This is a genomic window from Roseibium porphyridii (assembly GCF_026191725.2).
GTDB classification, from domain to species: Bacteria; Pseudomonadota; Alphaproteobacteria; order Rhizobiales; family Stappiaceae; genus Roseibium; species Roseibium porphyridii.
This window is the reverse complement of record NZ_CP120863.1, coordinates 2,761,710-2,786,928: the sequence shown is the minus strand read 5'-3', so window position 1 is coordinate 2,786,928 and position 25,219 is coordinate 2,761,710. Positions and strand designations below refer to the sequence as shown.

The window sequence follows — 25,219 nt, the reverse complement described above, 5'->3', positions numbered from 1 at the left end:
CATGGTGCTTTCATATATATAGATCAGTCGCCACGGCAATTTCGCAAGGGGCAGAGTGGTCGCAGTTGGCAATTAGGCGTGACGGATGCACGTTCGATACCGACTAAACCCGCTCAGAAACTGTGCGTTCGCTTATTGTGTGGAGTATGATAATGGACCCGGCTTCAATAGAAAATAGAGGGCCGTCCCTTTGATCTGTGCACAGGCAAGCGCCGTATGACGAGTGAAACGGGTAATTTTGCGAGGATCCCCATGGATGCTGTCCTCAAGCCGGTTGAAAAACCGTTTGAAAGAAAAACGCCGGATCAATTGCACCGGCCAAATCGTGAGGAAGTAGAAGCGGCAGTACGAACCATTCTTGCCTGGACCGGGGATGACCCAGACCGAGAAGGTCTGGTAGACACCCCCAAACGGGTCGCCAAGGCACTGAGCCAGCTTTACAGCGGGTATTTTGAAGATCCCGCCGAGCATCTTGAGCGTACTTTCGAGGATGTCGGCGGATATAAGGATATTGTGCTTGTGAGGGGCATTCCCTTCCATTCGCATTGCGAACATCACATGCTGCCGTTTATCGGCGAGGCGCATATTGCCTATTATCCGGCCGAAGGTGTTGTTGGCCTTTCGAAGCTTGCTCGCGTTGTCGACATTTTTGCAAAACGTCTGCAAACACAGGAAAACTTGACGGCGCAGATTGCATCGGTCATTGACGATGCCCTGGCGCCGCGGGGACTGGCCGTGTTGCTGGAAGCTGAACACCAATGCATGACCATGCGCGGTGTCCAGAAACAAGGCGTCTCAACGATTACCACCCAGTTTACCGGAGTTTTCCAGGACGACCCGGCCGAGCAGGCCAAATTCATGTCTCTGGTACGCGGCAAAGGCATTTGACACCAAGGCCCTTGCCGGAAGATTTCTGACAAGGGCTTTTCTCATGACTGACATCGTTTTTTCCGAACGTGGCGACAAGGATACGGTCGAAACGGGCGATCTTCTGATGCCCAAATACGACGCCGACGGACTTATCGTCGCCGTGGTAACGGACCACGTGTCCGGCGAAGTTCTCATGGTCGGGTATATGAATGCAGAAGCGCTCCGACGAACGATTGAAACCGGCGAAGCCTGGTATTGGAGCCGCTCGCGCAAAGGCTTCTGGAAAAAGGGCGAAACATCGGGCCAGGTGCAAACGGTTCATGAGATTCTGACCGATTGCGATCAGGATGCCCTGGTTCTGAAAGTCTCGGTCGCTGGCAATGGCGCAACCTGTCACGTTGGTTATCGCTCATGCTTTTTCCGGAAGGTGACCAGCCCGGCATCGGGTACGGCTCGGTTGGAGCGCGTTGAAGCAGAACGCGTTTATGATCCGAATGAAGTTTACGGCAAGCACTGACAATGTGTCGCAAAAAGTGGGGGCAGGTACTTGCCAGTTTTCAGAGAAGCCTACGGATCCTTGAAAACATGAAAAACCAGCCCCTCAACCCCCTTGCCGAATTCCTTGCGCAAGACTGAAGTTTCCTCTGGTCCGTATCTCAGGCCAACAGTCTCAACAGTTCGCCGGATATGGTCAGAATTGTGGGCGTAACGTCCGCTCGCGTTCAGTTGGAACGCCTCTTTATCTGTTTCCAGCATTTCGACGCTCGCCACCAAAACGCCTCCCGGCTTCAGAGCCTTGTCGAGCGCTTCAAAAAACGGCGTCAGATCGCCGAGATAACAGAGTGTGTCAACGCAGACGCATAAATCAAAGTGAGTTGGCAGATCTGCGTTCAAAAATGCAATCAGCTCTCCCTCAACGAGAAAGTCATATGCATTGCGCTGAGCTGCCTTCTGCAACATACCAGGAGACAGATCCACACCCGTCAGCCGACCACTTACATCGCGTATCAACGGACCGCACAAGCCGGTCCCGCAACCGAGATCTGCAACGTCTGGAAACGGTGCACCAGACCGCTCTGCAAGAAGCTTTACGGCATTGGCCACCCTTTGGGGCGTGTTGTACTCAAGTATTTCAAGCACTTCGTCGAAGCTGTCTGAAAAGCTGTCAAAATGCGATTTGACATAATCTTCCGGAACCTGCGCCAGTTTCTCGCCACGCGCAGCGGCCAGGTGGAACTTGAGAGAAGTGTCGTCCGGGTTTTGGTCAACGAGTTTTTCCAAATGTTCGGTGGCACGATCTCCGTGACCGAGCTCGTGTAAAAACCGCACGGCCCTGACCGCGTGAAATGGTGTTTCAACACCAAGCGTCAGGCCTGTGTCCAACGCTTCAGCCGCTTCATCGAGCTTCCCTGCCCGTCCCGCTGCAAGACCATAGATGCGCCAGGCGTCTCCTTTGTTCGGGTAACGATCTTTCAAATCGGCAAGTCTTCTCAGAAGCTCGTCGTTGCGACCCGCTTCTCCGGCCAAAATTCCAAGGTTGTGCCACGCGTCCTTTTGGTCCGAATCCAGTTCCACAGCCAAAATATATTCAGCAAACGCTTCCTCTCTGCGGCCAATCAGTTTGAGAATGTTACCGAGATTGTTCCGGGCAAACGCGTTGTTCTCGTTAATGTGCAACGAATGCCTTATGAGGGATAGAGCGTCTTCCGGGTCGTCTTTCTTGAACAGCAAGAGCCCGAGGTAGTGAAGTCCGTCAGGATGATCCGGATTTGCAGCGAGAACATCCTTGTAGGCGGCCAAGGCCGCTTCCCCATTTCCTTGCCGGTGCGCTTCCAGACCTTCTGCAAATCTCTCTTCGATATCCAATGACCTGTCCCCCATCAGCCAATGACTCTCGACCGTCAGCTCTTGATCTACATAACCTTAAGGAAGCCCGTAGTCTTTCGCTAGATGTTCATTCAATTCCGAACTCCCGCCTTGGAACAAGACCTCAGGAAAAAGTCTAATCAGAATATTCATTCAACATCTATGCAGTATAGTGACATGAGTATTTTTCCGCACGTCGGAATACTGATCAATCATCGTATTTCACCTGACGTCTTGCGTATTAGTCCGAATATTTTCCAATGCCGTTTTTGCCTACACTTATCGAGACCAAGAAATTCGAATGGCTACGTCGGTCGAAAACCTGATCACGGGAGGGGATCATGTCTGTCGAGCGAAATTTTCCAGCGGCGCATGTGCAGCTTCGAGATGTTTCCAGCTCACCGGAAGACCGGCTCATCAGGCCACCCTGGACGAGTGAAACGTCAATTCAGAACCATTGCACTGGATGCGATGCGTGCGTTCATGCCTGCCCGCAACTGATCTTGCGGCCTGACAAGGACAACAAGCCATTCGTAGATTTCGATGCAGGAGAATGTACATTTTGTGAGAAGTGCGCACTCGCCTGCGAAGAACCGGTCTTTGACCTTGCCAAAACTGCACCTTGGAAACACAAGTCGGTCGTGGCTTCGAGTTGTCTTCAGAACAATGGCGTAAGTTGCCAGCTGTGCAGCGACGTTTGCCCGGTTTCGGCGTTCAGGATTGAGACAGCCGGGGCTCGAAAGGGTCATGTTGTGGTAGATACGGAACTGTGCACGGGTTGCGGCTCATGTGTCAGCACTTGCCCATTGGGTGCTGTTTCTTTGAGGGAGCTGCCGGCAGCTGATCCTGTAGCGGCCTGAAGCGCATCAACTTCAACTACAATATTCTGGCCAGCTCACAGTGGACTGGCGGCAACCCTGCCTCGCCAGGAATTGCCGCAGCAGCGTTCGATTGAGGACACGGCGCGATAAAAGGCTGCGGTTGCCTATGCCATCGTGATGTAGCTGCGCATTTGCTCAGCTTCCAGCTCAACTTGGGCAATCTTGTATTTGACGACATCACCGATTGAGATCACCCCCGTCAGCTTGCCGTCCTTGACAACCGGCATATGACGAAAGCGGCCTTGTGTCATCCGTGCCATCACTTCGTTGACACTGTTGCCTTCAGTGCATGTGACAACCTCTTTCGTCATCACTGCGGTAACTGGAACATTCAGCGAAGACGGGCCTTTGGTTCCAATCGTCCGAACAATGTCGCGTTCAGAAATGATGCCCTCTATTTCCTTGTCGCCATTGCAAACAACCACAGCACCAATCTTATATTTTGCCAGGGTTTCACAAATTTCGCTCAGAAGCGCTTCGCTCCGCGCGGTAATTGTATCGTGGCCTTTCCCACTCAATATTGCGGCAACGGTCATTTAAAAACCTCCCATGGCATCAATGCCCCGTAACAGGCGGGGTACACGCATCATTGCAAAAAAAACAGTCCGCGCAAACCGTTGTGATGCCGCAGTTGGTCAGGAAGATCGACGTTGTGGGACCGGGTCGAAAAACGGAAACAGGGCAAGACCGGCGAGGAAACCACCAATGTGGGCCTGCCAGGCAACACTTGCAGGCTGCCCCGCCACGGGTCCGCTCATAATGCCGAAGAATAGGTTCAAACCGAACCACACCGCAACAAAAACGAGGACCTGTTGATTGCGGAAGCATTCGGCAAGCGGCTGGGCCGGGACAAAATATGCTGCTTGATCTGACCGACGGAATGCACCAAGCGGACCACCCAGTTCAAATACGAACCGGATTGCGGCTGCCATCTGACCTGACACGGCAGCCGAGGCTCCAATCATGGGTGCTGATTCTCCCCAGTGCGTGGCCAGATGAGCAAAAGCGCCCCCGACCGAACACACGGCAGAAAACGCCAAGAACCGTCCAATTCCAAACCGTCGGGCCACTGCGCTGCCGAAAATCGCCATCCAGAGCAGATTGAAGATGATGTGCATGGCGCTGCCGTGCAGCAACGAATAGGTTATGAAACTCCAGAAACTGGACACCATCTCCAGAAATGAAAGGCTGGAAAGGGCTGTGAATTTCACCGGCCAAAACGCAAAGAGATAAAGGATCCAATTGTCCCAATTGACTGGCAACACAATTGTACGCAGCAGATGAATGACAATCATCGCGCCGGCGAGCCAGATGATGATATTGGGCAAATTGAACACCGGCGGCTCGGAGGGACGGTTCTGCCTCTGATCCTGCTCAGCTTTTTCGCGTCGGGCGCGCTCTTCGTCAAATCGATATACGTTCATCAACCTTCAGCCTTTCCATCTCTCTTCTAAGCCAGAACAACAACAAAACAAGTGCAGCATTCATCTGCGCGCTCTGCATTGTGTGACATGGTGAATTCCAGAGAGAGATCGGAAGCGTCTTTCGCTCCTGTCAGAAGCTGCCGCAGAAAAACAAAGCGCCGGCTGTCGCAGACGACAACCGACGCTTCGTAACGCCCCCCTGAAGCCGGTCGCGTCCCCACAACGCTCCGTCAAGGACTATGGTTCACTTCGCCGGCGCAATTAATCCGAAGTGGCATTTTCAGCTCTTTTCTTCGGTTCGCTGCCAAGTGTTCTGACAACAGGCTCCTCCCACCCGTCATCACCGTGAACTGATCGTTAAGCTGCCAGCCCGCACCTCGAAAAACAAGCTTTACCGATCATTAACCTTAATTTCTGCCATCGGCGATGCCGACGGCCGGAAATTGGCCGACCTAACGACACCCAATCGCCTCTCAACTTGGCATGCGCCCTGCTTCGTAGGGAGCAAACACTCACAGGGAAACGAAAAACGTCCCGTTTTGAAACAAGAGTTGTCTTGAGACGAAACAACGGGACCAAATCGGCATAGAGGCGATACCAGATGAAACACGGCGTGACGCAAACTCTTTATTCGTATTGGGACAACCTGCGCGGCGCCCGCCCTGCCCCGAACCGCAGCGAAGTTGATCCCGGTGAAATTCGCGGGCTGTTGGGCGACACATTTATTCTAGAAACAAACGGTCCTAGGGACGTGCGGTATCGTCTGGCCGGCACCCGATTGTGTTCTGCGCATTGCCGTGAGCTGAAAGGGCGCAACTTTCTGCGAGGCTGGAACGACAAGGACCGGGAAGCCTTGGAAAGCCTGATTGCGGCGATCACAGAAGACGCCGCAGCAGCCGTTATCGGCATAAACGGACACACTGAACGCGATCAAATTCTCCAGATGGAAATGCTGCTGGTGCCATTGAATGTGCCCGGCGAAGGACGCATTCGAATTCTTGGTAGCTGTACTCCGATGGAAAAACCTTATTGGATCGGTCTGCACCCGATCCTGAAACAATCCATCAGCAGCCTGCGCCTGGTGTGGCCGGATGAGCGTCCGTATTTCGTCGATGCACCGGCTGCACTCAATCCAATCGTTCCGCGCTTTACCGCTGAAGGCATGTCCATGCCGACACCGCCCTTGCCCAAGGGTGCCGAAAAGAAAGTCGGTCATCTGACTGTCTATTCGGGCGGAAAGTCCTGACCAAACTGAATGCCGCCGGTCCATCAAATCGCCACCGGCGGCAGTTGCCTTTGAAATTCGGCAAGACCTATCCGCGCTGACCGTTTCCCATGTTCTTTGCGACTCGCCGTGCCTGAGATTTGTTCATCCATGATGGAAATGACTGTCAAAGCTCGTTTTACGCGAAATTTTGCCCCAAACTGCCAAATGAAAACAATTTAGTCACTCCTAGCCCTAGATCTGCGCGTCTTGTGGGGTACACTCTTACACATCGTTAACCCCAGCTGCCTAAAGTGATTCAAACACGTCTTTTGAATCGCATCCCTGGCCGGGGAAACGCGATTTGCGCGCGGATTTGGATAGAGCAGGCATGACCGCCGGATTGGCAACAGCTACAGAAGGAAGCAAATCGCTTCAAGTCACTGATCGCCGGCGACATCAACGGGTTCAGGTAAACATTCTTGGCCGGTTTATGCTCGAGGATCGACGCGAGTATCCGTGTCAGGTCATTGATATGTCCCCGGGCGGTCTTGCCATGATTACGCCGGTGACCGGCCAGGTCGGTGAGCGCGTCGTTGCATATCTCGATCATTTGAGCCGTGTCGAAGGTCGCATTTCCCGACTGATCGACGGCGGATTTGCGGTCGAGCTGCGAAACACTGTCCGAAAACGCGACAAGATTGCCAACGTCCTGACCTGGCTTGCCAACAGAGACGAATTGAACCTTCCCGAAGATCGTCGCCACGATCGGTTCGTTCCCAAGAACCCAATGACAAAGATGATTCTCCCGGACGGCTCCGAGCATGTCTGCCGCATTATCGACGTTTCTTTGTCGGGTGCGGCGATTGCCACTGATATTCTGCCGGAAATGGGTGATGGCATCACGCTTGGCAAAATGTACGCGCGCGTGGTTCGCAAGATCGAAGGTGGCATCGCGGTTGAGTTCGCGGCGGTTCAAAGCCGTGAACTGCTCGAACATCACATCTCGGCTCCCGAAGAGAACTGATCCTCCAAATCTTCTTTGCAAGTCATTGAGACCGCGCTCATTTGAGCGCGGTTTTTTTGCTCTTCAGCCAAAGCCTGGTCGTTTGTTGCAAGTTTTTTTGACTTTTTTTGGGGTCGTGGATCGCGCCGTTGGCACTGATTTCAACTCTCGTGGCACTGTTTTGCCGCCGGCCGCTTGAAAGAAAGCTCCCTGCTGCTGCAACCAAAAACACCTCTTTCACAATGACTTGCAGAACTTAGATACAATTTTAGCTAAATTTGAATCAAGTTTTATTTAAATAAAGCTCAAATAGTAATAAAAATAAACTCAAACAATCATCAAATACATTTAGCTTTTTACTTTGAAGATTTTCTCGAAGTAAAAAGCATTAGGTCATCGTTGCGTCAGCCTTGGGGAGGGCGTTACGATGAAATTACTTCGGAATATCTTGTTCACCTCTACTTTGTTGATGAGCGCATTTGCAGCTGGGACCGCTGCAAACGCTGATCCCGGCCGGTTCATGGACATGAAGAAGTCCGTGAAAGCGCCGATCGGACACAAACAGTTTTGTCAGGACAATGGCTGGGCCTGTCCTCGTGAAAGCTATGACCCTGTCGTCGTACAGCTCAATGAAGAGCTCTGGCAGCAACTCATTGCCGTCAACGCCGAGGTCAACCGCAGAGTGAAACCGATGACGGACAACGATCTCTTCGGCAAGGAAGAGCATTGGTCCTATCCGGTCAACGGTTACGGAGACTGCGAAGAATACGTTCTGGAAAAGCAACGCGTGCTGATGGAGGCCGGTTGGCCCAAGAGCGCTCTTCTGATCACGGTCGCGAAAGACGTTCAGAACTCTGGTCATGCTGTCCTGACGGTCCGGACGGATCATGGAGACATGATCCTCGACAATCAGATCGAAGCGGTGTTGCCCTGGTACTCGACGCCTTATCGCTACATCAAACGTCAGTCCGCCAGCTCACCTGTAGCCTGGACAGGCATAGCGGATACGCGTGTGACAACTGTCAGCAGCGTCTCCAGGTAACACGGTCAGCCCTGCAACAGCAGGAGACCGCAAGGATTGGGATTGGCGCTGCATTTGACGTTGCGCCTACTTGGACGATCCGGTCGCGTCCCCACCCTCCCCATCCCTACCACGACCGGATCCAGGGAACCGGCCCGCCCCCCGCAGGCCGGTTCCCGATCCTTTTACGGTCGGGATAAAGATGTACCGGAAACCAGAAACCGTGAATCAGGTCTCGGAAAGGCCCGCCTTGAACCGTTGCCAATTGCGGACATAGCCTTCAGCGGACTTGGTTATGTCCGCAGCTGCTTCCGGTGGAAGTTCGCGAACGACTTTCCCCGGAATTCCGACCACGAGCGAGTTGTCAGGGATCACCTTGCCCTCACCTATGAGAGCATTCGCTCCTATGATGCAATTGGACCCGATGATGGCACCATTCAGTACAGTGGCTCCCATGCCGATCAGAGAATTGTCCTTGATCGTGCAGCCATGCAGGATCGCATTGTGGCCGATGGTACAGTCAGCTCCAACTGTCAGAGGGAACCCCATATCCGTATGGAAAACGCACCCGTCCTGCACGTTTGATCTTTCACCAACGCTGATCGGCTCATTGTCGCCGCGCAAGATGGCGCCGAACCACACGCTCGCCTCTTCTGAAAGACGAATGTCCCCAATCAGGACTGCAGTTGGAGCCACCCAATAAGCTTCGCTTTCAGGAAAACTGGGAACACGTCCTTCGAGTGCGTAGAGGGTCATCAGTCTTAGAACCCAGCCACAATGAGCGCGACATTCATCACCATCACGCCCGAACAGACACTCCACATGCCTGCAATCGTTGACGAAGCCACAAGCCAGCCCAGTGGACGTTTCTCAATTCTGCGTCCGCGTATGGCGTTTCGCATGATGATGAAGGGTCCGGCAAACACACAAAGAGTAATGCCGGTCAGAAAGCTCAAAAACCCTTCGCCGCCGAAGTTGAACTTCGGGGGCTCTTTGGTGACAAGCTGGTAAAGACTGCCGAGGACTCCTGCCGCCACAAAGCCGGCACTCGCGATGTATCCAACGAGAAGTAGGTCCAACAACACGCCCATTAACCCCTTGTTAACCTTCCAGGCAGGAAAGTGATTAAGAAATACTAAACGGTCAAGTGCAAACACCGTGCCGGAAAGCCGAATGGGCGAAAACCCTGAAAATCGGCCGGCCATGCCGGTCCCTCACCATTCCTATTGCGGGACAATTGTTTCGCTTCGGGACATTGTGTGCCAGATCAGTGCAATGCGCCTTGCGGAGTTGGGCCGTTGATTCCAGTTACGCTGCCAGAGCCCATTGGCAACCGCTCACGCATATTCACCTACCTGTCTGTGGCCATTTGTCTTTTGGCTGCAGCCTATATCTTTGAACGTGTCCGCTTTTGGGCAGATCACTTGCAAGTGATGGGAAGCATTCCTGCTGAACCGATCCAGATAGCCATTGGACCAACCGGGTTCGTAGTCCCTCCTGATTACGTGATCAGTCAGCGCAGAAACCTGCTCGAACAGCCTTCGTCGTCCAATTATGTCCGGCTTGCAATGACATGGCCCGGTCTGGGGCCGCATACCAGCGGAAGCAGCCTCTTGGGTGACGAGCTGATCCGGATCGAGCTTGAACACAATCCAGGCCGCGAAAGTCTGCGTGCGCGACTGGATCCGTTTTACAGACGACTTGCGCGGGGTGGTGAACTGTCCGGCCCAGGAGGCCTCAAACTTCTCAACCTGTCCCGCCTAGGTGGCAAGCGGTCAGACATGATCGTCTATGACCCTTCAAAACAAAACGGATTTATCGCCAGATGCCGCCAGCAAAGCTCAACTTCGAAGGCCACCTGCCACCGCGCGGTACAGTTCTCCTCCGGGCTTGACCTGCGGTATTCGTTTGACAGGTCTCTCTTGTCAGACTGGCGACGTCTTGACCGAGCCGTGCTTTTGAAAATCGATAGCTTCAAAGCCCGATAACCGATAGCAACCGGCGCATTGAAACAAAAAAGGCGACAATCCCTCAGGATGCCGCCTTTTGACAGGTCGTGTTCTGATCAAGCGATCTCAGACATCTTCCAGGTCGATTTCCAGGATCGCCATCTGGAAATTCCAGCTCAGGTCCTCATCTTCATCGTCCCTGAAAATCACGCCGATGAACTCCTCGCCGATATAGACTTCAGCGCTATCGTCCTTTCGCGGACGTGCACGAACCTGAAGGCTTGCCAGTTCAAATTTCGATTGCAGATAAGCTTCAATCTTGCGGATTTCGTCGGGCTTCACAGGGCTCTCCTGTTGGTACTTTGGAAAAAATATCTGGCGCGGACCCTACAGGACAGGGCGGAAATACAAAAGGAATTCCGCCCGCTATCCCCGTCTTCCTGATCGAAGAATGCCAAAAAATGAACACCCTTTATCAAGAGCCCTCGCTCAGCAACTGATTCATGCTGCGGGCTGGCTCGGGACACCCGGCTTTACCGACAATCTTGGCCGGCACACCCGCGACAGTGGTATTCGGTGGCACGTCTGACAGGACGACGGATCCCGACGCGATACGCGAGCAGTGACCTATCTCCAGGTTGCCGAGGACTTTGGCCCCTGCTCCCAAAAGAACGCCGTGGCGAATTTTGGGATGACGATCGCCGCCTTCTTTTCCTGTACCGCCGAGCGTAACACCCTGCAAAATAGAGACATCATCTCCGATCACCGCAGTGCCACCAACAACGATGCCAGTGCCATGGTCGATGAAAATCCCGCGTCCAACCGGAACTGCCGGATGAATGTCAATCTGAAAGACTTCTGATGCGCGACTTTGCAGATAAAGAGCAAAATCCCGACGCCCCTTGCGCCACAGCCAGTTGGCAAGTCTGTGTGTCTGCAGCCCGTGAAAGCCCTTGAAATAGAGCACGGGCTCCAGATAGCGGAAACATGCAGGATCGCGATCGAACACCGCAACGATATCCACCCGGAAGATCTTGGCGAGTTCCGGTTCGTCCGCGAGCGCTTCCAGATAGGTCTGCCGAATGAGGGAAGCAGAAACGATATCCCGACCAAGCCGGTCGCCAAGCCGGTGAAGAACAGCCTCTTCCAGGCTGTCATGATTTAGAACGGTCTCATACACAAAAGACGATAGAGCGGGCTCCGCTGTAACCATCGCCTGAGCTTCGTCTCGCAATTGCTGCCAGACCGGATCGTGGGTCGGAACTTGTTTCAAGCCGGACTTGCTGATCGGTGCCGACATGGCCTGTCTCCTTTTCAAGCCGTCATTACGGTGCCTTGCGGCTGAAGTTCTAAAATAGGACTGACGACTGATATTCCCAAATGAAACTTCCTGATATCAGATATGAAACCCTTTTATGAACCTGGAATTAATTCAATTTCCGGTCACCGGTTCGATCTGCCATGTCTATTGGAGTGCCAATGCCAGACAATTCCGCAAAACCAACTCAATCCGACAATCCGCTTTTGGTTGTGCGCGGGCACGTTGCTGAACTCCTCATAAACGCACCCGACCGCAAGAACGCACTTCCCCTGGCGGCCTGGAGCAGGATCCCCGAGCTATTGGCAGAACTTGCCGAAAGTCCCGACATTCGGGTGTGCGTCGTCAAAGGTGCAGGTGGAAGAGATTTTTGTGCCGGTGCTGATATTTCGGAATTCGAGACCATCAGGTCAACGCCAGAGGCCGCCAAACACTACGATAACATCAACGTGGCAGCCTTTAAAGCATTGAAGGCGCTGGATATTCCCGTTGTCGCAGCGATCAAAGGGCCGTGTCTGGGCGGCGGCCTGGGCGTTGCCCTCGCCTGTGATCTTCGTTTGGCATCGCGCTCTGCTTTTTTTGGCATTCCCGCAGCCAAGTTGGGCCTGGCCTATCCGCCGGAAGCGTTGGGAGATCTTCTTGAAGCCATATCAGCATCCAACGCCAAGCAATTGCTTTTCACCGGTGAACGCATATCCGCTGAAAGAGCGCTCCAGATCGGCCTGATCAATGAAATGGTTGAAGATGGAAGTCTTGATGAACGCATCTCGAAGCTGACGGATAGTTTGTGCGCCAATGCCCCTTTGTCGCTCAAGGCCGCCAAAGGCGCGATTGCCTTGCTCAATCGTCCGGAGGAAACGCGTGACCTTCAAACTGCACTCCAAGACGCACAAACATGCATCGACAGTGCCGACTACAAAGAGGGATACCGCGCATTCCTGGAAAAGCGCGCGCCAGTGTTCAAGGGGGTCTAGAGCAAGCCAGAACGCTTTGATGCTGTCTGAATCACTTTGGAAGAAACTCCTGCCAAGGTGATGATTTCATTTGCCTCTGGAAATCAAACAGGCTCGGCATCGGCCTTCAGCGTCAATAGGAAATCCTCAACGGCGGACGCAAAGACGTCGTTCTTGTCTCCTGCAACCATATGGCCTGCATCGCGGATGTCAGAGAATTGAGCATGAGGCACAAGAGCCTGAAATTCTTGGACGTGTTCCATGGAGACAAGCTCTGAATTCTGCCCCCTGATCAACAGCACAGGCAGTAAAAGGTTGCCCGCCGCCGTCAAAAAGTCTTCCTGGGTCGCAGCCACTTCGTCAGGTGTCTGCCCCTGTTTCGATTTCAGGAAGGCCGGGTCCCAATGCCACCGGTAGCGGCCGTCATCATGAAGCCGAAGGTTCTTTGAAAGCCCCGACAAATCCTTGGGTCTTGAGCGGTTTGGAAGATATCTTGCAATCGCATCCGCAGCTTCTTCGACGCTGGCAAACCCCTGTTCAACTCGGTCTCCCATGAACCCGATGATCTTGCTGACACCGCCCATATCAATACGGGGTGTAATGTCGACCAGAACAAGTGCCGCCAACCCTCCTGGATTTACCTGCCCCTCGGAGAGCATGCCTGCAAACCCTCCCAAAGATGCTCCGACCACAACTGGCTTGGCGTGGTGTTTGTCTTGGATTTGCGACGTAACCGCAGCCAGATCCTTTGCAAAGTCAGCGAACGCATAATTTCCGCTGCCGACCCAGCTGCTTTCCCCGTGGCCACGCTGATCGAGCGAATAGACAGGGTGGCCAAGCCCGGCAATGCGTTCTGAAGCTGCGTCCCAGGAATGACGGGTCTGCCCGCCGCCATGCAACATGACAACGGGCACTTGGCCCTCGCCGTAAAGATCGGCAACCAGTTTGTTGCCTTCTGCGCCTTGGAACTCGACCCGATTCGAACTCATTTGATCTCTCTGATTGCCTGTCTCCAGCCGGTCAGGCCTCCACGTTGTTCAAGAAGGCAAGGACACCTTGTTTGTGTACCTTATCTCCGACAGCGACCATGTGATCGCGACCCGGTATCTCAAGGACATCGGCATGGGGAATGAGAGCCGCCAGTTTCTGAGGTGAGCCGGCAATCTCATCTTCCGTTCCTACGGCAACCAGCACGGGCCGTTCAATTCGTGAAACATCTTCTTCGCTGATTTTCTGACGCGACGAACGCATGCAGGCCGCCAACGCCCGTCGGTCGGATCCTGTTTGCTCGGCAAAGGCCCGGAAAGCGCGGCCGGAGCGATCAACGATGTCCTGTATCCGGTCCGTCTCCAATGCCGATGCAATTGGCTCCGGGTCGCCGACACCGGCGATCATCCCGTATCCCAACCCACTGAACACTGCACGCCGGACCCTCTTGGGATGATTAAGTGTCAGAAACGCCGAGATGCGTGCTCCCATCGAGTATCCCATGACATCCGTTTGCGCGATCCCGAGATGATCGAGCAAACGTCTTGCATCTTCGGCCATCACCGGAGCTCCGTAGGCGCTGGGGTCATAAAATTTCTGGCTCTCTCCATGGCCCCGGTTGTCGAGCGCAATCACACGACGTCCGTCTTTCACAAGCAGATCCACCCAACCTGGATACTTCCAGTTGACATGTTTGTTGGAGGCAAACCCGTGAATCAGGAGAATGGGATCGCCTTCTCCCTCATCCAAATAGGAAATCCGGACGCCGTCATACTCGAACTTTGGCATAAAAGAAATAACCCTTACGTAAACGGAATATGCATTTATCGACCAGATTAAGGTGTTTGGCCTTGGTTGGCAAAGCCGAATTGCGGCCGACAGCAGAAGGACAACATGACGCCGTGGATCGCGGCGACGTGCCACTACCCTTTTGCATTGCGAATGGATATGGTTCGCAAAACTTGATATCCGGCGCGAAGCTCGGAAACGAAAAGGAAAATGACAATGGCGGATCAGGTCGTCCCGCATTTCCAGAACACCAGTGGACATGATTCCGTTGCGATTGGTGCACGCGAATTCATGTGCATCGGCGCAAATCCTCCCTTTGATCATCCTCATGTCTTTCTGGATATGGGCAGCGAAAACGAGGTGGTTTGCCCCTACTGCTCAACGCTCTACAAGTTTGACAGTACATTGCAGGCCAGAGAGTCTTCCCCATCAGATTGCAGCTGGACACCAGCCGCCGCCTAACGTCAAAGCGCCTAGATGAGCACCCATAACGACGCGTCCCATCCGGTCATCATTGCAGGAGCCGGAATCGGCGGCCTCACCGCCGCTCTCGCCTTGAGGCAAAACGGGCACAGCGTTATCGTTATGGAAAAAGCACGCGAGCTTTCCGAAGTCGGCGCCGGGTTGCAACTCTCACCCAATGCCTGCTCCGTATTGGACAGACTTGATGTTCTCAGTTCTTTGAAAGCCACGGCGTACGCGCCAGAAAACTTGAGGCTCTGGTCTGGAGAAACCGGTCGGCAGTTGGCCAGAGTGAGGCTGGGCGCCTATCTCGAACAACGCCATGGCCAACCCTTCTGGGTTATTCACCGGGCCGACCTCCAACGTGCTCTTTTGGAAAAAGTGCATCAAACGCCTGGTGTCGATCTGCGGCTTGGAGCTGAGATTCTCGATCTGTCGCCTTCCCCTTACGGGCATCTCGTCTGCATCTATCAGACAGACGAGATCAATGGGAACCTGGACTGCAAGGCCCTCATCGGTGCCGATGGCGTATGGTCGAAGACCCGCAAACTCGTTCCGGCGCACCAAAACGCGCACTTTAGCGGTCAGGTTGCCTACAGGGCCACTATTCCGCTCGACAAGTTGCCAGCTCGCTGGTCTGGCGATTCCGGCCTGTGGCTGCACAAGAACTCTCATCTCGTCCATTACCCGATCCGCGGCGGACGCGAACTCAATATCGTCGCACTTGCCGAAGAAGCCTGGCAGGACGAAACCTGGTCCGCCAGGGAAGAAAAAGAAACCGTACTTCGGGTTTTCAAGAATTGGCCGGCAGACGTCAGGAACCTCCTGAAGGCTTCTGAAACCTGGCTGAAGTGGGCGCTGTGCAGCGTTGATGCCTCAGGACCCTGGACCCATGGCCATCTGGCCCTGATGGGTGATGCCGCACATGCGATGCTGCCCTATATGGCTCAGGGTGCAGGCATGGCTATCGAAGACGCGGCGATTTTGGCCAAACACCTGCCCGCAGACGTGGAAAATGTGCCCGCGGCGCTCAGAGCTTTTGAAAGGGAACGGAAACCGCGCGTCAAAAGGGTTCAGGAAACAGCGTCAGGCAACGCAAGGACTTTTCATCTATCCGGCATACCCGCATTTGCCCGCGACACCGTCCTCAGATGGTCGAAGCCAGAGGCTTTGACAGCCCGATATGATGACATTTATGGCTGGACACCCGAGCGATAACGAAGGCTTTTGCTTGAGCCTGACTACAAGCTGGGCTAAAGCCAATCCCCATTCATGTGTCAGGGAGTGCTCAAGATGACCGGCCAGCAGGCAGATGACGTTGTAACCGCTGCGTTTCTGGTCATCGGGGATGAGATCCTGTCCGGTCGAACCAAGGACAAGAATATCGGCTTCGTTGCCGACTATATGACGTCGATTGGTATAGACCTGAAAGAAGCCCGCATCGTTCCGGACGAAACTGACGAAATCGTCAACGCTATCAATGCATTGCGTGCCAAATACACGTATGTCTTCACTTCAGGAGGCATCGGCCCAACCCATGACGACATAACCGCTGAGAGCATCGCCAAAGCTTTTGGAGTTCCGTTGAACCTTGATCCGCGAGCGGTCGCTCTGCTTGAAAGCCACTATGCACCGGGTCAGTTCACACCAGCCCGTCAGCGCATGGCGCGCATTCCGGAAGGCGCGGAACTGATAGAAAACAAGGTTTCCAAGGCACCCGGTTTCAAAATCGGAAATGTGCATGTAATGGCCGGAGTTCCGTCGATCATGCAGGCCATGATGGACGCAATCGCACCGACATTGACGACAGGCAAGAAAATGATGTCGGAAACGGTCTCCGCGGACATGCCTGAAAGCCGCATCGCGGAGCGACTGTCGGCCATTCAGGATGCTCATCCGCAAACTTTGATCGGTTCCTACCCCAAGGCCTCTGAAGGCAAATTTACCACACAGATCGTTATCCGCTCACGCGATGAAGACGTCCTGCTGGCCGCGACCAAAGATGTGGCCCAGGCAGTTGCCGAACTTTCGGGATAATCTGAAGGACAAGACATGGAAAACCCTGCACAAAACAAAGCATTCCCGGTCTCCTGGGACATGTTTCACAGAGATTCCCGCGCACTGGCCTGGCGGCTCTCCAGCGAAGGTGAATGGAAGGCGATTGTCTGCATCACCCGCGGTGGACTGGTCCCCGCCGGGATCGTTGCGCGCGAGCTCGGAATTCGGACAATCGAGACAGTCTGCATCGCCTCTTATCACGACTATGACAACCAAGGTCAGCTGCAGGTCATCAAACCGATCGATCCGAAGGTGGTTGATCTTGAAGAAGGTGAAGGCAGTGGCGTCCTTGTCATCGATGATCTCGTTGATACGGGCAAGACACTGAAGGTCGTGCGTGAAATGCTTCCCAAGGCGCACTACGCGACCGTCTATGCCAAGCCTGTTGGCGTGCCCATGGTCGACACCTTCATCACTGAAGTGTCCCAGGACACCTGGATCTACTTCCCTTGGGACATGGGCTGGCAGTTCCAACCGCCGCTCTCCAAGGATACAGCGGGCTGATCGCGGCCCAAAAGACACACTCTGAGAAGATGAACACATTTGCGCTGCTTCTCACCGGAAGGTGATGCCAGCGCCACTATTCCGCCTGAAAAATCTTCATAACGCTGCATGCGGCCGGTCAGACGAAACATCTGGCCGGTCGTTCTGCATCTGACAACGTCACAAAGACAGGCTGCGCCCCGAGTGGTTTCAAGTTCCTGTCAAAGCGATGGGTCAGTCAGCCGAACGCTGCTCTCAGACCAAACTGATTTGGTCGTATTTTTTTGGGATCTGGAATGCTGAACCGACGCCTGTTTCTCGCCTCTGCCACGGCTGCCCTGGTCGCCGGATGCTCTTCTGGCAGCCGGACAGGCAGATTGCCTCTGCAGTCTTCACCCTCAGACACACTTCCCCAGACGGGTCGACGCATTCCGCCGGAATATTTGCAGATGTACCGGGCCATGCCTCAGGAACGTTTTCCGATACCCGCAGTCGATCTCAGCAAGATAGACCCGGCCTACTATAGACGCCTTGTCGACTATTCCTCGCCGGAACCGGCAGGAACAATAGTTGTCGATACGCCAAACCGTTTTCTGTACCTGACCATGGAAAACGGCAAGGCCATGCGATATGGCGTTGGCATTGGACGGGCGGGCTTTTCCTGGGGAGGCAGAGCTCGAATCCAATACAAAAGAGAATGGCCTACCTGGACGCCTCCAGCGGAAATGATTGCTCGGGAACCGGAACTCGAGGAGTTCCGCAATGGCATGCAGCCCGGACTGGAGAACCCCCTTGGTGCAAGAGCGCTTTACATTTTTGAAGGCAACAAAGATACGCTCTACCGCTTGCACGGCACCTCGGAAACCTGGTCAATTGGCAAGGCTGTGTCCTCAGGATGCGTTCGGCTGCTCCAACAGGACGTCATAGATCTCTACAACCGCGTACCCGATGGGACACCTATCGTTGTCCGCCAGGCTTGAGCGGATCTCGCCGGGCCTTGCTCAAATTTCGATTTTAACCGGCTTGACTGCATCAATGCCGTCCAGGCGAACGTCGCAACCGATCGCGTAGGCCTCGACACCGGCATTGCTGGCAGCCTCAAACGCTGCCGCGTAGGCCGGGTCGATATCGGCGGCTAGGTTTAAACGATCACAGTCTGGACGTTGCACGAGAAAAACCATCGCCGCCTTGTGACCTTCAGCAACCATGTCGGCAAGTTCTGCAAGGTGCTTGGCACCTCTGGCAGTGACACTGTCCGGAAACTCGGCAAGCCCTGGCTTGCGCATCAGATGAACGTTTTTGACCTCGACATAGGTCTTTGATCCATCTTCGGCTTCTAGAAGCAAGTCAATCCTTGAATTCTTGCCGTATTTCACTTCCCTACGCAGGGTTTTGAAACCGGTCAAAGCGTCAATGCGGCCGTCTTCAAGGGCCTCCTCAACCAATTTGTTGGGATGTGACGTGTTGATGCCGACCAAGGCACCGTCTGCCTCGATAACTTCCCAGGAAAATTTGAGCTTGCGTTTGGGATTGTCAGAAAGCGACAGCCAGACTTTGGAACCAGGTTCCTTCAGTCCAAGCATCGAGCCGGGATTGGCACAATGCGCTGTCACCTCACTGCCATCGTCATCCAGAATGACATCTGCCAAAAAACGCTTGTACCGTTTGACAAGTCGACCGCTGACCAAGGGAGCGGAAAATTTCATCCCGTAAGTTCCTTAAATGTCTGGAAGCAACGCGCTTCTGACGGGTCACTTGGACCAGAAATCCGGATCAAGAAGAACGAGAACCGTGAAGAGTTCAAGACGCCCCAGCAACATGGCAAATGACAGCAGCCACTTGGCTCCATCCGGCAATGGCGCAAAATGCCCGGCTGGGCCAATCACCGGTCCCAAACCCGGGCCGACATTGCCGACAGATGTTGCCGCGGCTGATACCGCTGTCACCAGATCAAGATCAAAGAACGACAAGGCGACGGTGATGATGCCGACCGAGCCCATATAGACAACAAGAAAGGCCAGAACCGAAAACGAGAGCTCCGGAGTCAGTCGCGTACCGCCATATTCTTCCGACATGATCCTGTGAGGTCGAACCATACGGCGCAAATGTGCCCGCACAGTGCCAAAGAACACCAGAAAGCGGAACATCTTGATCCCACCGGTGGTCGATCCCGTGCAACCACCGACAAACATCAAGAGCAGCGCAATCCCGACAACTGGCGCACCCCATTGCGAGAAGTCACCAAGGGCATAGCCGGTGCCGGTCACGATTGAAACGACGTTAAACGTGGCTCTGAGCAATGCTTCATCGAACGGAAAACGCATGTTGACGCCGAGATAAACGGTAAGCGTCAACGAGACCACCGCAAGAAACCCGAGCAATGCCCGTACCTGCGGGTCACGCCAGAGCTGTAGCGGATGGCCGCGCAAAGCCTGAATGATCAGAACAAACGGCAAGGCACCGATCACCATGAAGACGATAGCAACCCACCCTGACGCCGGGTTGGTGAAATAGCCGAAGGACTGATCGTGTGTCGAATAGCCACCCGTTGCAATTGTGGTGAGCGCGTGATTGAAGGCATCGAAGAGCTCCATTCCGGTTGCAAGGTATGAAACGATGCAAAGGAATGTGAGGAACAGATAGGCAAGTCCGAGCAAGCGGATCAGTTCTACGGATCGGCTTACGATTTTCTCGGATCTGTCGGAATTCTCGCTCTGAAACAGCTGCATTCCACCAATCCGGAGGAACGGCAAAAGAACGATTGCCATAACGATGATGCCGACCCCGCCCATCCACTGCATGATGGAGCGCCAGACAAGAAGACCGGGCGGCAGGCCATCCAGCCCCGTCAGAACCGTGGATCCGGTTGTCGTAAATCCGGAAACAGCCTCAAAAACCGCGTCGGCATAGCCAATGCCGAGCCACAGGAAAGGCAGAGCCCCAAAGGCTGGCAGTGTAGACCAGGCCAAAGTCGTCAGAATGAAGGTTTGGCGGGTATCGAGGCCCTGTCTGAGCGACCCGCCGACGGCTAATGACAGCAGCATGCCAACCATGCCAGTCAACAGCGCAGAAAATACAAATGCCTGCCAATCGGCGTTTTTCTGAGCAACGTCCACAATGGCCGGGATGAGCATGGCGGTTGCCAGACCGACATAGAGAAACCCGAGAACATTCAATACTGGTCTGAGAGAAATCAAAAAATGGTCTTCCCGAAAACCGCTGGACTGGGCGGCAACTGCCTCGTGATAACACACAGACTGTCCGTCCTAACCCCTTTCGCGCAATTTTCCAATGGCCGGAAAAAAACGTAACCGGAAAGATCCACGCCTACGGACGCGCGCTTTCGATCCGTGATGCCTTCGAAGTGCTGGTTTCCTGTGCCTCCTCAAAGAGTGATCACTTATTCCCGATATCGGCCAGTTTATGCAGTCCCGTTCAGAATTTCGTAGCTATTGAGGCATACCTTTGCGTGCTTGAAGCCAGAAAACTCTTTATGCGGGAATTATTACAAGGGATTGCGGAAATAAGCAGACTGGGTCCACGTTCAATTGTCCTTCGGATCAGCATCGTACTGGTAATACCAGTCCTTTGCAGCGTGGGTCTGGTAGCTGGATTGAGTTATTTCGAACTCACCAGAACATCAACACTGATCGCGACCGACCGGATAGAACGCACCGCTCGAGAAGCAGTTGCCATTTTGGACCTTGGCACTTCCAGTTTGTTCCACCCTGTGTTTGACGACGCAGGCAACCCGATCTCATTGAGGGTCATTCAGGACCCGGCGACCGCACAACTGGGTTCAGACAGGGATCTGAGTCAACTCCTTGGCACCATCAGCCACTCTATCCAGGGGTCCGCAAACCTCTTCAGATGGTCTGAGAAAACAATGGAATTCACGCACTTCGCAGAGGATATCTCCGATGCGAAGAGTGAAACGACAAGATCCGCAGTCATCGATTTGCGCAATTCTGCCTATTCCAATCTTGTCGCAGGACAATCCTTCCAAGGCAAAATTCCGCTTCAGGGCCGTGAAAGACTGGCCTATGCAATTCCGATCCTGAATTCCGACGACAGCATTCAGGGCGCGTTTGCGGTCGATGTCGGACCCGTTGATGCGCTGACGAAAGCGGAAAACAGGCTTAAGACCAGGATAATGTCCGCCGTCATCATCGTGCTGACAGGAACGGCGCTGATTGGCGGCCTTTTGCTTCGACTTGAGTTGCGGCCCTTAAGCGTTCTTGCCGGAACAGCAGAAGAGATTGCCAACGGCAAACAACCCGACAAGATCCCCTACTCCGACCGTCAGGACGAAATCGGCGACCTGGCGCATGGACTTGAACGTGTGACGGATCTCCAGGACAAGCTTCACAAGCTCGCCTATATCGATCCTGTGACAACTGCCGGAAACCGGGCGCGTTATTTTGCAGATCTCAACGCAGCGCTTCAGCAAGCGCGAACAGGTGCTTACTCCGCTTCTTTGATTCACCTGGATTTCAATGGGTTTTCCAAGATCAACGATGCTTTTGGGCAGCAGGTCGGTAACCGGGTCCTGCTGCAAGCCTATGCGCGTCTTACCAACATCTTTGGACCGAGCGCACAGATCGCCCGTATCTCCGCTGATGACTTTTGTATTTTGCTGCCCTTCGACAGCAAGGGCGCAATTGCCGAAGACTACGCCAAGCAGGCCATCGACATGTTGTCAGCCCCATTCCTGCTGGAAGAGGGCGATATTCGTGTCGAACCGAGCATCGGTATTGCACTTCTGCCATCGGATGCAATCGACGCAGAAACAGCCCATAGGGTCGCAGGTCTTGCACTTCGCTCCGCCAAGGAGGGCGATGCGCCAAAATACAAGTTCTTTAGCGCGCCCTTGAACGAACGGCTCCAGGCAGAAATGCTGACGGAGACGCTTTTGCGGGCCGCGCTCAAAACCCACCAGCTTCAGCTTTTTTATCAGCCGCAGGTCTGCCCCCAGCAAGGCAAACTGATCGGACTGGAGGCCCTGATCCGCTGGCCCCACGAGACGCGCGGCTTTATTCCGCCAAATGAATTCATTCCGATCGCGGAAAAGACAGGGCTTATTCTCGAGTTGGGCCAATATGTTCTTAATGAAGCCTGCAAACAGGCGGCTCATTGGACACACTCCGGCTTCGATTTCCGCCAGATCTCTGTCAACGTGTCACCATTGCAATTCCGCCAGACGAATTTCGCCAAGACGGTCAAACGAACTCTCCAAACCTATGGGGTACCGGCAAACCATCTGTGTCTGGAAGTCACCGAGAATGTCTTTGTCGACACCAGCGAAAAGCTCGTTTTGAATATCTTGTCGGAACTGCAGAAAATTGGAGTTCAGCTGTCTCTCGATGACTTCGGGTCTGGATACTCCTCACTGACCTATCTCCATCGTTTGCCGTTCCAGGAGTTGAAAATTGATAGAGCTTTTCTGACCCATGCCGATCGGCACGAGCAGAAGGAACAACTCTTCCAGGCAATTGTCGGGCTCGGACGCAGCCTGGGCCTCAGAATTATTGCCGAGGGGGCCGAAACGGCTGGCGAATATGCGCTGACAGCCGCACATCGGTGTGACGGAATTCAGGGATATTTCTGTTCCGCAGCTGTACCAGCCGGTGATATCCAAGCCAGAATCAGTGCCTTCCAGCGATCGCTTGGCCACAAGCCCGAAGCAACAATAGAAACCTCAGCAACAGCGCGTCCAGCCTAGATAACGTCAACGGGCCAGAGACCTGAACCAATGCAAAGCGCAGCCAAGTGGTACGTCGTGAATGTCCCAAGCCGCAATTTGGTTGCGGATCGCAGCTGCAGGTTCCGGCGATTGGCTTATCACGGAACTGCGCTCGCCGAACAATATGACGCTTTTATGTAGAAGTCTGTGATTTTTGACGTACTCAATTATTCTAAAATGAGTATATCAAAAAAATTTTGATTTTTTCATTGTATTCATTTGATTTATTATTTAACCGGGAAACAAAATCTGAGATACATATTTGATTTTTCATAAAACTATTACCGTTTAGACATCTAAATCGCTAGATTTATTGCTAGTTGGCACTCCGTTTTCCGGAGGGGTCAATGTTACTGGTTGAACAGCTTTCCAAACAGTTTGGGGACATGACCGCGGTCGATGCGGTGTCTCTCGTTATTCCCAAGGGCCAGATGGTCGGCGTTATTGGTCGTTCAGGCGCTGGTAAATCCACGCTGCTGCGGATGATCAATCGGCTGACCGATCCAAGCCAGGGGGCAATTGTCTACGAAAGTCAGAATGTCACGGCCTTGCGTGGCCGGGAGCTCCGGCTCTGGAGAGCATCCTGTGCAATGATTTTCCAGCAATTCAATCTCATCGAGCGTATGGATGTCCTGACCAATGTCATGGTGGGCCGGATAGCCCGCACTGGCTTCCTGCGTTCGATGACGCGCTCATTTACCGAAGAAGACCGTGTTCGTGCCATAGAAGCACTGGACCGGCTGGATTTAGTGCCTCAAGCCCTGCAGCGCGCAGGGACATTGTCTGGCGGACAGCAGCAAAGAGTTGCGATTGCCAAGGCTCTTGTTCAGAACCCGCGCATCATGCTCGCAGATGAGCCCATTGCCTCGCTCGATCCGGCGAATGCGACACGTGTCATGGATGCGCTTCGGGAAATCAATCGGGCCGATGGTCTTACTGTTCTGGTCAATCTGCACACACTCGACACGGCGCGCGCCTATTGCGACCGCATTATCGCAATGCGAGCTGGACAAGTGCGGTTTGACGGCGCTCCGGAAGCATTGACCAGTGAAAAAGTCAGAGAAATTTACGGTACCGGCGAACTTGCCGCTGACTTCAACGAAGCCGTGACTTCGACGTCGATTTCTTCCGGCTCACATCACCAGAAAATCAAAGCCGTCGGAACCTGAAATCCGCGGAGGCGAAGCATCGCTTTCGCAAACTCGAAACGGCAAATGCCGTGTCAACCGCCGGAAATCCCGGCATCAAAGGAGCCACTACGATGAAGGCCATCTTCGCTGCAGCAGTTTCTGCTGTCGTCCTCGCAGCCTCCCCGGCAATGTCGGAAAGCTGGAAAGATCAGTACAAGACCATCAAGTTCGGCATTCTGTCCGGCGAAAATGAAAAAGACAGGATCGCGCGCTACACCCCGTTCGAGAAGTATCTTGAAAACGAGCTCGGCGTGGAAGTCGAAATCTTCACCGCAGGGTCCTACGACGGGGTGATCCAGGCTATTGCCGCTGACCAGATCGAATTCGCTTTTTTTGGCTCGTCCTCGTATGCGGCAGCCTATACCGAAACCGATAGCGGTGTTGTTCCGCTGGTCTCCCGGCTTCAGAAAGATGGCTCCACAGGCTACTACTCAGTGGTCGCGGTTCGCTGCGACAGCGGCATTGAAACGCTGGAAGACCTGAAAGGCAAAACCCTGGCCTTTGCCGACCCGGATTCCACATCTGGCTACGCCGTTCCCTACTTCAATCTGGCAAAGCAAGGCTTTGACCCGAAAACCTATTTTGGTGCCATCCCATTTTCCGGTGCGCATGAAACTGGGGTCCTGGGCGTCTACAACAAACAGTATGATGCAGCCGCCACCTACATCACCAACGAAACCAATGGCATTCCACAGCGTATGGTCACCAAGGGTATGATTGAAGATGGCTCGATTTGTACCATTTGGAAATCTCCGGAAATCACTTCCGGCCCACTGGCTGCGCGCGCCAATCTGCCCCAAGGCCTGATCGCCGACATGCGCAAGGCGGTCATGGACATTCCGGAAAATGACACTCTGGCTTTCATTGAGATGACCGGTGGAGAAGACTCTACCCAGGAAGGCTGGATTGAGGTCGATCACGATCGCTACCAGTGGATTGTCGATATGCGCGACTGGCTGAAGAAACAGCGTCGCGGCGGCTGATCGTCACGATTGGAGGGGTGTCATGGCACCCC

At 53.9% G+C, this 25,219-nt stretch carries 27 protein-coding genes; 16 read left to right on the top strand and 11 right to left on the bottom strand.

Translation table 11 applies throughout. The features are described 5' to 3' along the window. The first annotated feature begins 252 nt into the window (after window positions 1-252). Together folE and hisI are read left to right on the top strand one after the other, a co-directional pair. On the top strand, window positions 253-888 hold the full coding sequence (gene folE / locus K1718_RS12990; protein ID WP_152501319.1) for a GTP cyclohydrolase I FolE: 636 nt from the start codon (window positions 253-255) through the stop codon (window positions 886-888). A 43-nt stretch (window positions 889-931) separates the two neighbouring features. Further along, entirely contained in the window at window positions 932-1,387 is a 456-nt protein-coding gene (hisI, locus tag K1718_RS12985; protein ID WP_265682352.1) for a phosphoribosyl-AMP cyclohydrolase, read from the top strand. A gap of 50 nt (window positions 1,388-1,437) precedes the next feature. Here the strand turns inward: hisI and K1718_RS12980 are convergent, their stop codons facing one another. Beyond that, window positions 1,438-2,736, bottom strand: coding sequence for a methyltransferase (locus K1718_RS12980; protein WP_265682354.1), 1,299 nt, complete (start codon window positions 2,734-2,736; stop codon window positions 1,438-1,440). 341 nt (window positions 2,737-3,077) lie between these two features. Here K1718_RS12980 and napF point away from each other — a divergent pair, with 341 nt between their 5' ends. After that, the gene (gene napF, locus K1718_RS27535; protein ID WP_152501316.1) at window positions 3,078-3,596 is read left to right on the top strand and encodes a ferredoxin-type protein NapF; all 519 of its coding nucleotides are present in this window, start codon (window positions 3,078-3,080) and stop codon (window positions 3,594-3,596) included. A gap of 125 nt (window positions 3,597-3,721) precedes the next feature. On the opposite strand, the gene K1718_RS12975 is transcribed toward napF, so the two are convergent. Then, window positions 3,722-4,153, bottom strand: coding sequence for a CBS domain-containing protein (locus K1718_RS12975; RefSeq protein ID WP_265682355.1), 432 nt, complete (start codon window positions 4,151-4,153; stop codon window positions 3,722-3,724). 99 nt (window positions 4,154-4,252) lie between these two features. Next, entirely contained in the window at window positions 4,253-5,041 is a 789-nt protein-coding gene (locus K1718_RS12970; protein ID WP_152501314.1) for a rhomboid family intramembrane serine protease, read from the bottom strand. 601 nt (window positions 5,042-5,642) lie between these two features. On the opposite strand from K1718_RS12970, the gene K1718_RS12965 reads away from it, so the two are divergent. The 3 genes from K1718_RS12965 (at window position 5,643) to K1718_RS12955 (ending at window position 8,293) form a co-directional block, all read left to right on the top strand. Further along, window positions 5,643-6,287 (top strand): PAS domain-containing protein, encoded by a 645-nt coding sequence (locus K1718_RS12965; RefSeq protein WP_152501313.1) that lies wholly within the window; start codon window positions 5,643-5,645, stop codon window positions 6,285-6,287. 349 nt (window positions 6,288-6,636) lie between these two features. Next, complete coding sequence (locus K1718_RS12960; protein ID WP_152501312.1) at window positions 6,637-7,272, top strand: PilZ domain-containing protein; 636 nt, start codon at window positions 6,637-6,639, stop codon at window positions 7,270-7,272. Between the two features lie 406 nt (window positions 7,273-7,678). Beyond that, the gene (locus K1718_RS12955; protein ID WP_265682356.1) at window positions 7,679-8,293 is read left to right on the top strand and encodes a transglutaminase-like cysteine peptidase; all 615 of its coding nucleotides are present in this window, start codon (window positions 7,679-7,681) and stop codon (window positions 8,291-8,293) included. Window positions 8,294-8,500: 207 nt separating this feature from the next. Here the strand turns inward: K1718_RS12955 and K1718_RS12950 are convergent, their stop codons facing one another. Both K1718_RS12950 and K1718_RS12945 read right to left on the bottom strand, forming a co-directional pair. Next, window positions 8,501-9,028 carry a gamma carbonic anhydrase family protein gene (locus K1718_RS12950; RefSeq protein ID WP_265682357.1) on the bottom strand — a complete coding sequence of 176 codons (528 nt, stop codon included), beginning with the start codon at window positions 9,026-9,028 and terminating at the stop codon, window positions 8,501-8,503. 5 nt (window positions 9,029-9,033) lie between these two features. Further along, complete coding sequence (locus tag K1718_RS12945; RefSeq protein ID WP_209006928.1) at window positions 9,034-9,357, bottom strand: DUF6949 family protein; 324 nt, start codon at window positions 9,355-9,357, stop codon at window positions 9,034-9,036. Between the two features lie 213 nt (window positions 9,358-9,570). Here K1718_RS12945 and K1718_RS12940 point away from each other — a divergent pair, with 213 nt between their 5' ends. Further along, window positions 9,571-10,260 carry a hypothetical protein gene (locus K1718_RS12940; protein ID WP_265682360.1) on the top strand — a complete coding sequence of 230 codons (690 nt, stop codon included), beginning with the start codon at window positions 9,571-9,573 and terminating at the stop codon, window positions 10,258-10,260. Between the two features lie 87 nt (window positions 10,261-10,347). On the opposite strand, the gene K1718_RS12935 is transcribed toward K1718_RS12940, so the two are convergent. Then, a complete protein-coding gene (locus tag K1718_RS12935; protein WP_152501308.1) occupies window positions 10,348-10,563 on the bottom strand; it encodes a DUF3126 family protein in 216 nt (71 codons plus the stop codon). Window positions 10,564-10,696: 133 nt separating this feature from the next. Further along, window positions 10,697-11,521, bottom strand: a complete 825-nt coding sequence (gene cysE, locus K1718_RS12930) for a serine O-acetyltransferase (RefSeq protein WP_152501307.1) — start codon at window positions 11,519-11,521, stop codon at window positions 10,697-10,699. 179 nt (window positions 11,522-11,700) lie between these two features. Here cysE and K1718_RS12925 point away from each other — a divergent pair, with 179 nt between their 5' ends. Continuing rightward, a complete protein-coding gene (locus K1718_RS12925; RefSeq protein ID WP_265682363.1) occupies window positions 11,701-12,513 on the top strand; it encodes an enoyl-CoA hydratase-related protein in 813 nt (270 codons plus the stop codon). Window positions 12,514-12,596: 83 nt separating this feature from the next. Here K1718_RS12925 and K1718_RS12920 read toward each other — a convergent pair whose 3' ends face one another. Both K1718_RS12920 and K1718_RS12915 read right to left on the bottom strand, forming a co-directional pair. After that, window positions 12,597-13,481: an alpha/beta fold hydrolase gene (locus K1718_RS12920; protein WP_265682365.1), complete on the bottom strand. Its 885-nt coding sequence runs from the start codon at window positions 13,479-13,481 to the stop codon at window positions 12,597-12,599. Window positions 13,482-13,512: 31 nt separating this feature from the next. Next, entirely contained in the window at window positions 13,513-14,268 is a 756-nt protein-coding gene (locus K1718_RS12915; RefSeq protein WP_265682366.1) for an alpha/beta fold hydrolase, read from the bottom strand. 216 nt (window positions 14,269-14,484) lie between these two features. Here K1718_RS12915 and K1718_RS12910 point away from each other — a divergent pair, with 216 nt between their 5' ends. From K1718_RS12910 to K1718_RS12890, 5 genes are all read left to right on the top strand, one after another. Then, window positions 14,485-14,730: a zinc-finger domain-containing protein gene (locus tag K1718_RS12910; protein WP_152501303.1), complete on the top strand. Its 246-nt coding sequence runs from the start codon at window positions 14,485-14,487 to the stop codon at window positions 14,728-14,730. A 15-nt stretch (window positions 14,731-14,745) separates the two neighbouring features. Continuing rightward, window positions 14,746-15,948 (top strand): FAD-dependent monooxygenase, encoded by a 1,203-nt coding sequence (locus K1718_RS12905; protein ID WP_265682370.1) that lies wholly within the window; start codon window positions 14,746-14,748, stop codon window positions 15,946-15,948. A 75-nt stretch (window positions 15,949-16,023) separates the two neighbouring features. Next, a complete protein-coding gene (locus tag K1718_RS12900) occupies window positions 16,024-16,767 on the top strand; it encodes a competence/damage-inducible protein A (RefSeq protein WP_152501301.1) in 744 nt (247 codons plus the stop codon). A gap of 15 nt (window positions 16,768-16,782) precedes the next feature. Continuing rightward, window positions 16,783-17,292 (top strand): xanthine phosphoribosyltransferase, encoded by a 510-nt coding sequence (gene gpt, locus K1718_RS12895; protein WP_152501300.1) that lies wholly within the window; start codon window positions 16,783-16,785, stop codon window positions 17,290-17,292. Window positions 17,293-17,567: 275 nt separating this feature from the next. Then, a complete protein-coding gene (locus tag K1718_RS12890; protein ID WP_265682371.1) occupies window positions 17,568-18,251 on the top strand; it encodes a L,D-transpeptidase in 684 nt (227 codons plus the stop codon). Window positions 18,252-18,272: 21 nt separating this feature from the next. Here the strand turns inward: K1718_RS12890 and sfsA are convergent, their stop codons facing one another. Both sfsA and K1718_RS12880 read right to left on the bottom strand, forming a co-directional pair. Beyond that, the gene (gene sfsA / locus K1718_RS12885) at window positions 18,273-18,977 is read right to left on the bottom strand and encodes a DNA/RNA nuclease SfsA (protein ID WP_265682372.1); all 705 of its coding nucleotides are present in this window, start codon (window positions 18,975-18,977) and stop codon (window positions 18,273-18,275) included. Between the two features lie 45 nt (window positions 18,978-19,022). Further along, window positions 19,023-20,447 (bottom strand): TrkH family potassium uptake protein, encoded by a 1,425-nt coding sequence (locus K1718_RS12880; RefSeq protein WP_152504264.1) that lies wholly within the window; start codon window positions 20,445-20,447, stop codon window positions 19,023-19,025. A 437-nt stretch (window positions 20,448-20,884) separates the two neighbouring features. Here K1718_RS12880 and K1718_RS12875 point away from each other — a divergent pair, with 437 nt between their 5' ends. From K1718_RS12875 to phnD, 3 genes are all read left to right on the top strand, one after another. After that, a complete protein-coding gene (locus K1718_RS12875; protein ID WP_265682373.1) occupies window positions 20,885-22,993 on the top strand; it encodes a putative bifunctional diguanylate cyclase/phosphodiesterase in 2,109 nt (702 codons plus the stop codon). A 368-nt stretch (window positions 22,994-23,361) separates the two neighbouring features. After that, window positions 23,362-24,183 carry a phosphonate ABC transporter ATP-binding protein gene (gene phnC, locus K1718_RS12870; protein WP_265682375.1) on the top strand — a complete coding sequence of 274 codons (822 nt, stop codon included), beginning with the start codon at window positions 23,362-23,364 and terminating at the stop codon, window positions 24,181-24,183. Window positions 24,184-24,275: 92 nt separating this feature from the next. Continuing rightward, the gene (gene phnD, locus K1718_RS12865; RefSeq protein WP_152501295.1) at window positions 24,276-25,187 is read left to right on the top strand and encodes a phosphonate ABC transporter substrate-binding protein; all 912 of its coding nucleotides are present in this window, start codon (window positions 24,276-24,278) and stop codon (window positions 25,185-25,187) included. Window positions 25,188-25,219 lie beyond the last annotated feature (32 nt).

What these genes read in the sequence shown, in the direction of transcription:
- folE (WP_152501319.1), top strand. Translation starts at nt 253, where the DNA reads ATGGATGCTGTCCTCAAGCCGGTTGAAAAACCGTTTGAAAGAAAAACG.
- hisI (WP_265682352.1), top strand. Translation starts at nt 932, where the DNA reads ATGACTGACATCGTTTTTTCCGAACGTGGCGACAAGGATACGGTCGAA.
- napF (WP_152501316.1), top strand. Translation starts at nt 3,078, where the DNA reads ATGTCTGTCGAGCGAAATTTTCCAGCGGCGCATGTGCAGCTTCGAGAT.
- K1718_RS12975 (WP_265682355.1), bottom strand. Translation starts at nt 4,153, where the DNA reads ATGACCGTTGCCGCAATATTGAGTGGGAAAGGCCACGATACAATTACC.
- K1718_RS12970 (WP_152501314.1), bottom strand. Translation starts at nt 5,041, where the DNA reads ATGAACGTATATCGATTTGACGAAGAGCGCGCCCGACGCGAAAAAGCT.
- K1718_RS12965 (WP_152501313.1), top strand. Translation starts at nt 5,643, where the DNA reads ATGAAACACGGCGTGACGCAAACTCTTTATTCGTATTGGGACAACCTG.
- K1718_RS12960 (WP_152501312.1), top strand. Translation starts at nt 6,637, where the DNA reads ATGACCGCCGGATTGGCAACAGCTACAGAAGGAAGCAAATCGCTTCAA.
- K1718_RS12955 (WP_265682356.1), top strand. Translation starts at nt 7,679, where the DNA reads ATGAAATTACTTCGGAATATCTTGTTCACCTCTACTTTGTTGATGAGC.
- K1718_RS12950 (WP_265682357.1), bottom strand. Translation starts at nt 9,028, where the DNA reads ATGACCCTCTACGCACTCGAAGGACGTGTTCCCAGTTTTCCTGAAAGC.
- cysE (WP_152501307.1), bottom strand. Translation starts at nt 11,521, where the DNA reads ATGTCGGCACCGATCAGCAAGTCCGGCTTGAAACAAGTTCCGACCCAC.
- K1718_RS12925 (WP_265682363.1), top strand. Translation starts at nt 11,701, where the DNA reads ATGCCAGACAATTCCGCAAAACCAACTCAATCCGACAATCCGCTTTTG.
- K1718_RS12920 (WP_265682365.1), bottom strand. Translation starts at nt 13,481, where the DNA reads ATGAGTTCGAATCGGGTCGAGTTCCAAGGCGCAGAAGGCAACAAACTG.
- K1718_RS12915 (WP_265682366.1), bottom strand. Translation starts at nt 14,268, where the DNA reads ATGCCAAAGTTCGAGTATGACGGCGTCCGGATTTCCTATTTGGATGAG.
- K1718_RS12910 (WP_152501303.1), top strand. Translation starts at nt 14,485, where the DNA reads ATGGCGGATCAGGTCGTCCCGCATTTCCAGAACACCAGTGGACATGAT.
- K1718_RS12905 (WP_265682370.1), top strand. Translation starts at nt 14,746, where the DNA reads ATGAGCACCCATAACGACGCGTCCCATCCGGTCATCATTGCAGGAGCC.
- K1718_RS12900 (WP_152501301.1), top strand. Translation starts at nt 16,024, where the DNA reads ATGACCGGCCAGCAGGCAGATGACGTTGTAACCGCTGCGTTTCTGGTC.
- gpt (WP_152501300.1), top strand. Translation starts at nt 16,783, where the DNA reads ATGGAAAACCCTGCACAAAACAAAGCATTCCCGGTCTCCTGGGACATG.
- K1718_RS12890 (WP_265682371.1), top strand. Translation starts at nt 17,568, where the DNA reads ATGCTGAACCGACGCCTGTTTCTCGCCTCTGCCACGGCTGCCCTGGTC.
- sfsA (WP_265682372.1), bottom strand. Translation starts at nt 18,977, where the DNA reads ATGAAATTTTCCGCTCCCTTGGTCAGCGGTCGACTTGTCAAACGGTAC.
- phnC (WP_265682375.1), top strand. Translation starts at nt 23,362, where the DNA reads ATGTTACTGGTTGAACAGCTTTCCAAACAGTTTGGGGACATGACCGCG.
- phnD (WP_152501295.1), top strand. Translation starts at nt 24,276, where the DNA reads ATGAAGGCCATCTTCGCTGCAGCAGTTTCTGCTGTCGTCCTCGCAGCC.